This is a genomic window from Paraburkholderia sp. (genome assembly GCF_035948235.1).
In the GTDB taxonomy this organism is placed as follows: domain Bacteria; phylum Pseudomonadota; class Gammaproteobacteria; order Burkholderiales; family Burkholderiaceae; genus Paraburkholderia.
The window spans coordinates 1-12,806 of the sequence record NZ_DASZJJ010000115.1; the positions used below are offsets into that span (position 1 = coordinate 1).

The 12,806-nt window shown below is 64.1% G+C and carries 11 protein-coding genes; 9 read left to right on the plus strand and 2 right to left on the minus strand.

The features are described from left to right. Positions 1–732: hypothetical protein (locus tag VG320_RS10110; RefSeq protein ID WP_327199975.1), on the plus strand; the 732-nt coding region annotated here is incomplete at its 5' end. A gap of 3 nt (positions 733–735) precedes the next feature. Here VG320_RS10110 and VG320_RS10115 read toward each other — a convergent pair. Next, positions 736–3,315: a [protein-PII] uridylyltransferase gene (locus VG320_RS10115; RefSeq protein WP_327200025.1), complete on the minus strand. Its 2,580-nt coding sequence runs from the start codon at positions 3,313–3,315 to the stop codon at positions 736–738. Positions 3,316–3,601: 286 nt separating this feature from the next. Continuing rightward, a complete protein-coding gene (gene map, locus VG320_RS10120; RefSeq protein WP_327199976.1) occupies positions 3,602–4,423 on the minus strand; it encodes a type I methionyl aminopeptidase in 822 nt (273 codons plus the stop codon). A 364-nt stretch (positions 4,424–4,787) separates the two neighbouring features. On the opposite strand from map, the gene rpsB reads away from it, so the two are divergent. The 8 genes from rpsB to rseP all read left to right on the plus strand — a co-directional run bounded on the left by rpsB (position 4,788) and on the right by rseP (position 12,762). After that, positions 4,788–5,543, plus strand: coding sequence for a 30S ribosomal protein S2 (gene rpsB, locus VG320_RS10125; RefSeq protein ID WP_103703900.1), 756 nt, complete (start codon positions 4,788–4,790; stop codon positions 5,541–5,543). Positions 5,544–5,756: 213 nt separating this feature from the next. Continuing rightward, positions 5,757–6,638, plus strand: a complete 882-nt coding sequence (tsf, locus tag VG320_RS10130) for a translation elongation factor Ts (protein ID WP_321841564.1) — start codon at positions 5,757–5,759, stop codon at positions 6,636–6,638. Between the two features lie 274 nt (positions 6,639–6,912). Next, a complete protein-coding gene (gene pyrH, locus VG320_RS10135; RefSeq protein ID WP_027814826.1) occupies positions 6,913–7,629 on the plus strand; it encodes a UMP kinase in 717 nt (238 codons plus the stop codon). Between the two features lie 92 nt (positions 7,630–7,721). Next, complete coding sequence (gene frr / locus VG320_RS10140; protein WP_103703898.1) at positions 7,722–8,282, plus strand: ribosome recycling factor; 561 nt, start codon at positions 7,722–7,724, stop codon at positions 8,280–8,282. 63 nt (positions 8,283–8,345) lie between these two features. Continuing rightward, complete coding sequence (gene uppS, locus VG320_RS10145; RefSeq protein WP_327199977.1) at positions 8,346–9,128, plus strand: polyprenyl diphosphate synthase; 783 nt, start codon at positions 8,346–8,348, stop codon at positions 9,126–9,128. Further along, the gene (locus tag VG320_RS10150) at positions 9,122–9,931 is read left to right on the plus strand and encodes a phosphatidate cytidylyltransferase (RefSeq protein WP_327199978.1); all 810 of its coding nucleotides are present in this window, start codon (positions 9,122–9,124) and stop codon (positions 9,929–9,931) included. Before uppS ends, VG320_RS10150 begins: the two co-directional genes overlap by 7 nt. Positions 9,932–9,961: 30 nt before the next feature. After that, on the plus strand, positions 9,962–11,143 hold the full coding sequence (locus tag VG320_RS10155) for a 1-deoxy-D-xylulose-5-phosphate reductoisomerase (RefSeq protein ID WP_327199979.1): 1,182 nt from the start codon (positions 9,962–9,964) through the stop codon (positions 11,141–11,143). Between the two features lie 125 nt (positions 11,144–11,268). Next, positions 11,269–12,762 carry an RIP metalloprotease RseP gene (gene rseP / locus VG320_RS10160; RefSeq protein WP_327199980.1) on the plus strand — a complete coding sequence of 498 codons (1,494 nt, stop codon included), beginning with the start codon at positions 11,269–11,271 and terminating at the stop codon, positions 12,760–12,762. Positions 12,763–12,806: the final 44 nt, after the last annotated feature.

A 12,806-nucleotide genomic window follows, 5' to 3' on the forward strand; every position in this document is an offset into this window, starting at 1 on the left:
GCCTTCATCGCGACGCGGGAAGCGACGTTCACCGCCATCCTCACGCGGACCGAACGAACGGCGTTCGCCACCTTCGTCGCGACGCGGGAAGCGGCGTTCACCACCATCTTCACGCGGACCGAACGAACGACGCTCGCCACCTTCGTCACGGCGCGGGAAGCGACGTTCACCGCCATCTTCACGCGGACCGAACGAACGACGTTCGCCACCTTCATCGCGGCGCGGAGGACGGCTGCCACCGCCATCTTCGCGAGCACGGAACGGACGGCGTTCGCCGCCTTCATCGCGACGCGGGAAGCGACGCTCACCACCATCTTCACGCGGCCCAAACGAACGACGCTCGCCACCTTCGTCACGACGCGGGAAGCGACGTTCACCGCCATCCTCACGCGGCCCAAACGAGCGACGCTCACCACCTTCATCGCGGCGCGGAGGACGACGATCGCCGCCATCTTCGCGCGCGCGGAATGGACGGCGTTCGCCACCCTCGTCACGGCGCGCAAAGCCGCGTTCGCCGCCACCTTCGCGCGACATCGGCTTGCCGGGGCGTGCGGGCTTACCGCCCGCGGGTTTCCCGGCCGCCGGCCGCGCGTCAGCGGGCCGCGCTTCAGCCGGCCGCACCGGTTTGCGGGCGGTCGTGCTGCCGCGTCGGACGGGGGAGCGCTCCGGGGTGGTCGGGCGCGGGTGTTTGGCTGTGAGTTTGGCTCGCATGATTCAGGTAATTCGCTATGACTTTCACACTGCTATCGCGCGCAGCAGTTCGGTTTCGACCCGGATCTGCAGACGGTTGTCGGAGAGTCCCGAACCGTCCAGCAGAAAGACGTCCTCGACGCGCTCGCCGAGCGTGTTGATCCGCGCCGCATGGACGCCGACCCGGTGCTCGGCCAGCACGCGCGCGATCGAATAAAGAAGGCCCGGCCGGTCGTTGGCCGACACGGACAGGATGTAATACTGGCCGCGTTCGTCGGCCCGCAGGTCGACACGCGGCGTCACCGGGAAGGTGCGCGACAGTCGCGAGAGCCGTCCCTTCGACGGTTCCGGCAGCACGTGGCTTTCGGCCGCGAGGCGCTCGGCGAGCTCCTGCTCGACCAGGTTCGCGATGTCGCGGTAATGCACGTCGCCCTCGGTGTGGGCGACGATGAAATTGTCGAGCGCATAGCCGTGCCGCGTCGTGCTCACGCGCGCATCGAGCACGGACAGGCCGCTGCGGTCGAAGTACGCGCACATCGTCGCGAACAGATCGGCGCGATCCTTCGCGTAGACCAGCACCTGCAGCGCTTCGCCGATCGGCGAGGGACGTGCACGCACAACGGGCGAAGGCGTTTCGACGTGGCGGTAGAGTACGCGCGTCTGCCAGGCAATATCGGCGGCGTCGTGACGCAGGAAATAGCCGACGTCGAGCTTGTCCCAGAGCGCGAAATGCGCATGTTCCGGCACGGTTTCGAGGCGCAGCAGCGCGAGCGCCAGTTCCTGGCGCGTCTTGAGTTCCGAATGCGTGTCGGGCCGCGCGCCGCCGAGCACCGCCAGCGTCGATCGATAGAGATCTTCGAGCAGCTTGCCCTTCCAGTTGTTCCAGACCTTCGGGCTGGTGCCGCGAATGTCGGCCACCGTCAGCAGGTAGAGCGCCGAAAGACGTCGCTCCGAGCCCACCATATCGGCGAAACGCTTCACCACTTCGGGGTCGCTCGTGTCCTGCTTTTGCGCGACCTGGCTCATGGTCAGATGCTGTTGGACGAGCCAGACGATCAGGTCGGCGTCCTCGCCTTCGATGCCGTGCTCGCGGCAGAAGCGCCGCGCGTCGGCCATGCCCAGCTGCGAATGGTCGCCGCCGCGTCCTTTGGCGATGTCGTGAAAGAGCGCCGCCACGTAGAGCACCCAGGGCCGCTCGAAATTGGCGATCAACTGGCTGCAGAACGGATATTCATGCGCGTGTTCCGCCACGGCGAAGCGGCGGATGTTACGCAGCACCATCAGGATGTGCTGATCGACCGTGTAGACGTGATAGAGGTCGTGCTGCATCTGGCCGACGATGCGCCGGAAGTTCAGCAGGTAGCGCCCAAGCACGCTCGTCTGGTTCATCAGCCGCATGGCGTGGGTGATGCCGGCCGGCTGCTTGAGGATTTCCATGAACAGGCGGCGGTTTTCCGGATCGCGCCGCCAGTGCAGGTCCATCTTTTCGCGCGCGTTATAGAGCGCGCGCATGGTGCGCGCCGACAGTCCCTTCACGCCTGGCACCTGTTCGTAGAGCAGGAAAGCTTCGAGGATCGTGTGCGGTTCTCGCTCGAACACATCGTCGGACACGATTTCGATCATGCCTTGCTTTTCGACGAAGTGGTCCGACAGGGTCCGCGTGATGCCGCTCGTGCTCGGGAAGAGCTGCGCTTCGATGTTCTGGATCAGGATGCTGGCGAGCTGGGTCACTGCCTTGGCGGCCCAGTAATAGCGTCGCATCAACTGTTCGCTTGCGCGCCGCGCGCTGCTGGCCTTGAAGCCGAAGCTTTCGGCAACGGGCGTTTGCAGGTCGAACACCAGAATGTCCTGACGGCGTCCGGCGATCACATGCAGGCGCGCGCGCAGTGCCTTGAGGAACGCTTCGTTGCGGCGCAGTTCGCGGGCTTCGCGCGTCGTGATCAGGCCGCGCTGGTCGAGTTCCTTCCAGCTGCTGCCGAAGGCCGCGGCTTCCGTGATCCACAGGATCAGTTGCAGGTCGCGCAGTCCGCCGGGGCTTTCCTTGACGTTCGGCTCCAGCGCGTAGGGCGTGTCCTGGAAGCGCGCGTGGCGCTGGCGCATTTCCAGCACCTTCGCCTGGAAAAAAGCGCGCGGGTCCATGGCGTCGCGGTAACGCTGGGCGAAGTCGCCGAACAAGGTGGTGCTGCCGGTGATGCGGCGCGCCTCGAGCAGCGACGTTCGCACCGTCACGTCGTTGGCCGCTTCCTCCAGACATTGCGAAACACTGCGCACGCTGCTGCCGATTTCCAGCCCGAGATCCCAGGCCAGACCGATAAAACGTTCGATGCGCGCTTCGAGCGGTGCGAGGGCTTCGTCGTCGGGCAGCAGCACGAGGATGTCGACGTCGGAAAAGGGCGCGAGTTCGCCGCGGCCGAAGCCGCCTACGGCCACCAGCGCCAGCGACGCCGGCAATTCGCACAGGCTCCAGGCGCGACGCAGCATCTCATCGGTGGTGCGCGCGAGGGCGTGCATCAGCGAATCGACATTGGACGCGCTCTTGAAACGCTCGAGCAACTCGGCCTTGGCGGCCTTGTAGTCGGACTTCAGCGACGACGTATCGGGTGCGGCGACGGCGAGAACGCTCATGGTCTGGTGGTGGCGCGGTTGGTCGGGCGAGGTGCCGTGCGTGCGGCGGAGTTCGTGGGGCAAGCCGGACGGACTGGGGTGAGGCTCGTTCAGCCGGGCCTGGTCGGCTTGCCCGGATTTATGCGGCCTTTGGCCGTGTCATGCCGTTGGTGCTGGTCGTGCGGGTGATGCCGTGTTTGGTGCGTATGTGCTGCTGTTGCAGGCTTCCCGCGTGTGGCGGGAGCCGTGCGCTGCCGCCCGGCCGGAATGAAGCGGCGAGCGGCAGTGACTGGCTTTGCTGCCCAGTTCAGGCCGTGGCGCTTGCCGCCTGCGCGACGATCGCCGGTTTGGCGGGCGTGCCCGCCGAAACCGTCAGCACTTCGTAGCCGGTTTCAGTCACGAGCACGGTGTGCTCCCACTGCGCCGACAGGCTGCGGTCCTTGGTCTTGACGGTCCACTGGTCCGGCATCGTGCGGATGTCGCGGCGGCCCGCGTTGATCATCGGCTCGATGGTGAAGATCATGCCGGGCAGCAGTTCCACGCCGGTGCCGGCGCGGCCGTAATGGAGCACCTGCGGCTCGTCGTGGAATACCGTGCCGATGCCGTGGCCGCAGTATTCGCGCACGACGCTATAACCTTGCGCTTCCGCGTAACGCTGGATCGCATGGCCGATATCGCCCAGATGGCCACCGGGGCGAACCTGGTCGATGCCGAGCCACATGCATTCGTAGGTGGTCTGCACGAGGCGCTTCGCGAGAATCGAACCCTCGCCGACGATAAACATGCGGCTTGTGTCGCCGAAGTAGCCGTCCTTGATGACCGTGACGTCGATATTGAGCGTGTCGCCGTTCTTCAGCGCCTTGTCGCCCGGAATACCGTGACAGATCACATCGTTGACCGAGGTGCAGATTGCCTTCGGGTAGGGCGGGTAGCCAGGCGGCTGGTAATTCAGCGGCGCGGGCACCGTGCCCTGCACGTTGGTCATGTATTCGTGACAGAGCCGGTCGATTTCGCCGGTCGTGACGCCCGCCACCACAAAGGGCGTAATGTAATCGAGCACCTCGCTCGCCAGTCGGCAGGCGACGCGCATTTGCGCGATGTCGTGTTCGGTCTTGATCGAAATGGCCATGGTATGCGCCCGAAAATGCAGTCGAATATCGAATTATCGCACCTAATCACTATGGTCGCTGGCTTTTGAGAATGCGCTATGCTGCCGGCGGCCTGATTCCGCAATCGTCGATACATCGACCGGTCGGTATGGCCCGAGGGTAATAGCCGTCTTGAGGCATGCACAATTTGCGTGCTATACTCTTCGGCTAAGTCGCTCCCGTCCGTTCGAATCTGTCAGGATCAATCGGCCAAGGCAACTTAGGTAGTGCAATTTGAAATCGCAAGCCGGTGCACCCAGGGTGTCGCGGCGTCAGTCCCGAAAGCGGGGCGGCGCTCCGATACGGCAGCCGGCTTAAGAACCCAACCCTCGCGGAGAATCAAACATGGCAGTTACCATGCGCCAAATGCTGGAAGCAGGTGTCCACTTCGGTCACCAGACGCGCTTCTGGAACCCGAAGATGGCCCCCTTCATCTTCGGTCATCGCAACAAGATTCACATCATCAACCTCGAAAAGACGCTGCCGATGTACAACGACGCACTGAAGTACGTGCGTCAACTGGCATCGAACCGTGGCACGATTCTGTTCGTCGGCACGAAGCGTCAATCGCGTGACACGATCGCTGAAGAAGCAAACCGCGCAGGTATGCCGTTCGTGAACGCACGCTGGCTCGGCGGCATGCTGACCAACTTCAAGACGCTGAAGGTTTCGATCAAGCGCCTGAAGGACATGGAAGCAGCAGTTGAGGCAGGCGAACTCGAAAAGATGAGCAAGAAGGAAGCGCTCCTGTTCGAACGCGAAATCGCCAAGCTGCAAAAGTCGATCGGCGGCGTGAAGGACATGGGCGGCATTCCGGACGCAATCTTCGTGGTTGACGTCGGCTACCACAAGATCGCTGTGACGGAAGCCAACAAGCTGGGCATCCCCGTTATCGCTGTGGTCGACACGAACCACTCGCCGGAAGGCATCGACTACGTCATCCCGGGTAACGACGACGCCAGCAAGGCTGTCGCGCTGTACACGCAAGGCGTGGCGGACGCGATCCTCGAAGGCCGCGCGAACTCGGTGAACGAAGTGGTCGCAGCTGCACGCGGCAACGACGGCGACGACGAGTTCGTCGAGGTCAACCCGGAGGCGTAAGCTGCCCCCGTGTCCGGCAAAAAAAGGGGGCTTTCCATAGGCCCCTTTTTTTTAAGCCGTGGCATTCGACGCCGCGTCATATGGGCGGCACCGTAGTCCTGTAGAAGCAGCTGTAAAAAAGCGTTTCAGCACGGGCAATAACGGAAACGAATTCCTGCCGGGCGCATCGAAGCATGCGTCTGGCGCGTACCAGACAGACTCAAGGAGCGAATGATGGCGGCAATTACCGCAAGCATGGTGGCAGAACTGCGCGCGAAGACCGATGCGCCGATGATGGAATGCAAGAAGGCGCTGACGGAAGCCGACGGCGACCTGGCACGCGCTGAAGAACTCCTGCGCGTCAAGCTCGGCAACAAGGCGAGCAAGGCTGCATCGCGCGTCACGGCTGAAGGCGTGATCGCTTCGTTCATCGGCGGCAACGCTGGCGCCGTGGTCGAACTGAACTGCGAAACCGACTTCGTTGCGAAGAACGACGACTTCCTCGCATTCTCGAACACGGTGGCCGAACTGGTCGCTACGCAAAACCCCGCTGACGTCGCGGCTCTCTCGGCTCTGCCGCTGGAAGGCTCGACGGTCGACGCAGTGCGTCTGGCACTGGTCGGCAAGATCGGCGAAAACGTCTCGATCCGCCGCTTCGCGCGTTTCGAAACCGCTAACAAGCTGGCTGCGTACCTGCACGGCACGCGTATCGGCGTGCTGGTCGAGTACACGGGCGCTGAAGAGCAAGTGGGCAAGGACGTCGCGATGCACATCGCCGCGATGAAGCCGGTCTCGCTGTCGTCGGACGACGTGCCGGCCGAGCTGATCGCCAAGGAGCGCAGCATCGCTGAGCAGAAGGCTGCTGAATCGGGCAAGCCGGCTGAAATCGTCGCCAAGATGGTTGACGGTTCGGTCCAGAAGTACCTGAAGGAAGTCTCGCTGCTGAACCAGCCGTTCGTTAAGAACGACAAGCAGACGATCGAACAGATGCTGAAGGCTGCTAACAGCTCGGTGCAGAAGTTCGCGCTGTTCGTCGTTGGCGAAGGCATTGAGAAGCGTCAAGACGACTTCGCAGCCGAAGTGGCCGCACAAGTCGCTGCTGCAAAGCAGCAATAAGGCCGCGCAAGCCTTAAAGCAGCAAACGCCGCTTAAACAACGGCACGCTTCAAGGCAGTAAAAGTCTGACCGCAGTACCGTAGCAAGCCGCGGCGGCGTTTCACCGCCGCGGTGGGCAGCGTAGCGACGCCCGAATAGCGACGCCGGGCATGGCGGCCATCCGCCGTGCCCCGTGGCGCAAATCTTCGCTATTTCTGGTGGCGCTTGCCCCAAGCCGTATTTCACCCCTACAGTTTCAAGTTATTGCCCTTTGCGCGCGATCCTGGATACCTCCATGCCCACACCCGCCTATAAACGCGTCCTGCTCAAACTTTCCGGCGAAGCCCTGATGGGCGATGATGCCTTCGGCATCAATCGCGCCACGATCGAACGTATGGTGGCGGACGTGGCCGAGGTCGTGCGTCTGGGCACCCAGCTCGCAGTCGTGATCGGCGGCGGCAATATTTTCCGCGGTGTCGCGGGCGGCGCGGCCGGTATGGACCGCGCAACCGCCGACTACATGGGTATGCTCGCGACCATGATGAACGCGCTCGCGCTGCAGGACGCCATGCGTCACGCCGGCATCGAAGCACGCGTGCAGTCCGCGCTGCGTATGGACCAGGTGGTCGAGCCGTACATCCGCCCGCGCGCGATCCGTCAGCTCGAAGAAGGCAAGGTCGTGATTTTCGCGGCCGGCACGGGCAACCCGTTCTTCACCACCGATACCGCCGCTGCGCTGCGCGGCGCGGAAGTGGGCGCGGAAGTGGTGCTCAAGGCCACCAAGGTGGACGGCGTCTACTCGGCCGACCCCAAGAAGGACCCGACGGCCACCCGTTACTCGACGATCAGCTTCGACGAGGCAATCGGCCGCAATCTGCAGGTGATGGACGCCACGGCCTTCGCGCTGTGCCGCGACCAGAAGCTGCCGATCCGGGTTTTTTCGATCGTCAAGCCCGGTGCGCTCAAGCGCATCATTCAGGGCGAAGACGAAGGCACGCTCGTCCACGTGTAAACTCTCGTCTCACACGAGATCGATCTCGGGCCGCGCCGCCCATTATGCGCGCTGGCGGGCCCGTACCGTAATGAAGATTCGGAGGTATCAAAATGGCTGTGGCTGACATCAAGAAGGGCGCCGAGCAGAAAATGCAGCGCTCGATCGACGCGTTCAAGGGCGATCTGGCGAAGATCCGCACGGGCCGCGCACACACGGGTCTGCTCGACCACATCCAGGTCGACTACTACGGTTCGCCCGTGCCCATCTCGCAGGTCGCCAACATGACGCTGGTCGACGCCCGCACGATCGGCGTCACGGCGTGGGAAAAGAAGATGGTGCCGGTGATCGAAAAGGCCATCCGCGAGTCGGATCTGGGTCTGAACCCGGCCACGCACGGCGATCTGATCCGCGTGCCGATGCCCGCACTGACCGAAGAGCGCCGCAAGGAACTCACCAAGGTCGTCAAGAACGAAGGCGAAACGGCCAAGGTTGCCGTGCGTAACCTGCGTCGCGACGCCAACGAGCAACTCAAGAAGCTCGTCAAGGACAAGGAAATTTCGGAAGACGACGAGCGCCGCGGCAGCGACGACGTCCAGAAGCTGACGGACCGCTTCGTGACCGAAATCGACAAGCTCGTCCAGACGAAGGAAGCGGAAATCATGACGGTGTGAGGCCGCAAGGCTTCCAGATCCGCCAGGTTTCCCTTTCCTTATTGCAGTTTTAGTCCGACGGCCATGACCTATACCAGCTCAACCGTTCACGTGCCCGACGTGGCGGCCGTGCCGCGCCACATCGCGATCATCATGGACGGCAACGGCCGTTGGGCAACGCAGCGCCGCTTGCCGCGCGTCGCAGGCCATACGCGCGGCGTGGACGCCGTGCGTTCGGTCGTCGAGGCGTGCGTTGCGCGTGGCGTCGAATTCGTCACGCTGTTCGCCTTCAGTTCCGAGAACTGGCGGCGTCCCACCGACGAAGTCTCCTTCCTGATGCGCCTGTTCGTCACCGCGCTCGAGCGCGAAGTGGCGCGCCTGCACGCCAACGGCATTCGCCTGCGCGTCGTGGGCGATCTGTCGATGTTCAACGAGCGCATCCAGGACCTGATTCGCCGCGCGGAAACCAAGACCGCGCGCAACACCCGCCTCACGCTGACCATCGCCGCAAATTACGGCGGGCGCTGGGACATCATGCAGGCCACCCGCAAGCTGGTGGAGGCGTCGGTGGCGGCAGGCGAGGCGGTGCCGGTGACCGAAGACACGGTCAGCCAGTATCTCGCCATGAACTACGCGCCGGAGCCGGATCTCTTCATCCGCACTGGCGGAGAGCAGCGTGTGAGCAATTTCTTGCTCTGGCAGCTCGCTTACGCAGAATTTTATTTCACCGACACGTATTGGCCGGACTTCGATGCCGACGCGCTCAACCGCGCGATCGCGTCCTACGCCGATCGTGAGCGCCGCTTCGGCCGTACGAGCGCCCAGCTCGTTACCCAAAACCAGAACGCCGACTCGCTTTCATGCTAAAGACCCGTGTCATCACGGCGATCGTCCTGCTGGCCGTCTTCCTGCCGGTAACGCTGTTCGCCCCGGTGGCCGCCTTTGGCGCGCTGATCGGCCTCGTGGTGGTGTTCGCCGCGTGGGAATGGGCGCGCCTGCTCAAGGCCGGCAAGCTCGGCTCGATCGTCTATGCGGCCATCGCCGCCGTTCTCGTCTTCGCCAGTACCCGGCTTGAATCGGCGCGGCCGCTCTATCAGGCCGCCGGCATTTTCTGGCTGGTCGCCGGCCCTTATGTGCTGGTGCGCAAGCCGGTGCTCGCCGCGGGCGCCTGGCGCGTCTTCCTGCTGGCCGCCGGTTTCGTCATCTTCGCCGCCTGCTGGCATGCGCTCGTTGGCGCCCGCGCGCTTGGCGTGAGCTTCGTGCTTTCGCTGCTGCTGGTCGTCTGGCTGGCCGATATCGGCGCATACTTCTCGGGCAAGGCATTCGGAAAGCATAAGCTGGCTCCCTCGATCAGCCCCGGCAAGACCTGGGAAGGCGCAGTGGGTGGCTGGGCCGCCGTGATGGTCGTGTCGGTTGTCGCGCTCGTGCTGAACGCGTTCGAGCCCACTTTGTATTCGGCGCTGGCCGCCCAGCTGGGTGTCGGCCGTGCGCTCTTCGTGCTTACGGTGCTGGTCGCGTTCAGCGTGGTTGGCGATCTGTTCGAGTCGATGCTCAAGCGTCAGGCTGGCGTGAAGGATTCGAGCGGCCTGCTGCCCGGTCACGGCGGGGTCCTCGACCGCATCGACGCGCTGTTGCCGGTGTTGCCGCTGGCCATGTTGCTGCTCGGCTAACGCCGCAAGCGCCCGGTTAGAGAAATGAAAATGCAAAAACGACTCACCCTGCTCGGTTCCACGGGCTCGATCGGAGACAGCACGCTTGACGTGGTCGCACGTCATCCGGATCGCTTCTCCGTCTACGCGCTCACGGCGCACCGCAACGGCGACAAGCTCGTCGATCAATGTCTGCGTTTCACGCCCGAAGTGGCCGTGGTCGGCGACGCCGCAACGGCTGCCGAAGTCGAGCGTAAGCTGCGCGCGGCCGGTTCGAAGACCGTCGTGACCTACGGTCCGCAGGCGCTCATCGACGTCGCGAAGAGCGACGCCTGCGATACGGTGGTCGCAGCCATCGTCGGCGCGGCAGGTCTCGAGCCGTCGCTCGCGGCCGCCAGGGCCGGCAAGCGCATCCTGCTCGCGAACAAGGAAGCGCTGGTGATGTCGGGCGACATCTTCATGGACACGGTGCGCGACAGCGGCGCCGTGCTCCTGCCGCTCGACAGCGAGCACAACGCCGTGTTCCAGTGCATGCCGCGCGATGGCGCGCAGCACGGCGGCGTGACAAAGATCATCCTCACCGCCTCGGGCGGTCCGTTCCGCACGCGCGAGCCGTCCACGCTTGTTGATGTGACGCCGGAGCAGGCCTGCAAGCACCCCAACTGGTCGATGGGCCGCAAGATTTCGGTCGATTCCGCCACCATGATGAACAAGGGCCTCGAAGTGATCGAGGCGCATTACCTGTTCGATCTGCCGGGCGACCGCATTGACGTGCTGATCCATCCGCAGAGCGTGATTCACTCGATGGTGTCGTACGCGGATGGTTCGGTGCTCGCGCAACTGGGCAATCCCGACATGCGCACGCCGATCGCGCACGCGATGTCGTTCCCGGACCGTATCGATTCGGGCGTCGCGCAACTCGATCTCGCGCAGGTCGCCACGCTCAATTTCGAGAAGCCTGATTACCAGCGCTTCCCGTGTCTGGCGCTGGCGATGAAGGCGCTGGCCGAGGGTGGCATTGCGAGCGCGACGCTCAATGCGGCGAACGAAGTCGCCGTGGAAGCGTTCCTGAATCGTCGTATCGGCTTCATGGCGATCGCGCAGACGGTCGACGCCGTGCTGAATGCGCTGCAGAACCGCAGCGCCACCAGCCTCGACGTCGTTCTCGAAGCCGACGCAGCCGCGCGCCGCGCGGCACACAAGATCATCGACAGCCTGCCGGTGCCGGCTTAAGGCCTTCCCAGGCCCGCCCGGAACACCTGCGCAGCAACGGCAGGCGCCCGGGCGTCCATCAGGTTCGGCCCGCAGGCAGGGCCGCTCCCCGCACTGGCGCGCTGCTTCCAGCACAGGAGGCGCATATGAATCTGCTCACCGAACTGGTGGCTTTTGTCGTGGCGATTGGCGTGCTCGTCGTCGTCCACGAGTATGGTCACTACAGCGTCGCGCGTTTGTGCGGCGTCAAGGTTCTGCGATTTTCCATCGGCTTTGGGCGACCGCTTCTGCGTTGGGTCAGCAAGAAGAGCGGCACCGAATGGACGATTTCGGCGCTGCCGCTGGGCGGCTACGTCAAGATGCTCGACGAGCGCGAATTCGCCGACCGTCCCGGCGCCATTTCCCCAGACGATCTCCCGCATGCCTTCAACCGTCAATCGGTCGGCAAGCGCATCGCCATCGTCGCTGCAGGTCCCGTCGCCAATTTCATCCTTGCCATCGTCCTGCTCGCCGTGGTCTATGCCAGCGGCGTAACTGAGCCTGCCGCGGTCGTGGCCGCGCCGCCGGCGCAGTCAGTTGCCGCGAACGCGGGTTTCCAGGGCGGCGAGACCGTCCTGTCCGTCAGTGCGGCGAACGGCAACGGCATGGACCCGGTGCGCTCGTGGGCCGATCTGCGCTGGAAACTGCTGTCCGCCGCGTTCGACCATCGCCATGTGGTGCTGGCCGCGCGCGACGCTCACGCCGGCAACAACGCCAGCTCCGATTATTCGCTCGATCTCTCGCGCCTCGACAGCAAGGATCTCGACGACGACTTCATGTCGAAGATCGGCTTCGAGCCCGGCGGCGGCTCGCTGCGCATCGCAGGCGTGGAGCCGGGCAGTGCGGCCCAGCAGGCCGGGTTGCAGAAGGGCGATCGTCTGGGCGCGATCGACGGGCGACCCGTTGACAGCGCAAGCAGTTTTATTGCCTACGTGAAAGCGCACGCAGGCAAGCCGGTGCAACTGCAGATTGTGCGCGGCGGTGCAGAACAGGTCGCAAGCAAGGATGCGGGCAAGGACGGCGCACAGGGCGACGAGTCGGGCGGCGCGGCGCGCACGACACAGAGCGACGCGCAAGGCGTGGCGCAGCCGCTCACGATCACTGTGACCCCCGCCGTGCAGCGCGACGAGGAAACGGGCGAGCAGGTGGGCCGCATCGGCGCGGCGCTTGCGGCGCAGGGGCCTTCAGTGGAGGTGCGTTACGGGCCGCTCGAGAGCGCACGGCTCGGCGCGTATCGCACTTGGGATATCGGCGTGTATTCGCTGCGGATGTTCGGCCACATGCTCACGGGCGAAGCGTCGCTCAAGAATCTTTCGGGCCCCGTGACGATTGCTGACTATGCCGGCAAGAGCGCGAGACTCGGGCCCTCAGCCTTCCTTTCGTTCCTCGCCCTTGTCAGTATTAGCCTTGGCGTGCTCAACCTGCTCCCAATTCCGGTATTGGACGGGGGGCATCTGTTATATTATGCGGTTGAAGCCGTAACGGGCAAAACCGTCTCGGATCGCTGGCAGATGGTGCTGCAGCGGGCGGGACTTGCCTGCATCGTCGCGCTGTCGGCGATCGCGTTGTTCAACGACCTGGCTCGGTTAATCCATTTTTAAAGAAGTCTGGCGGCGTCCGTGTGCGGGCCGCCTGATCTGATGCA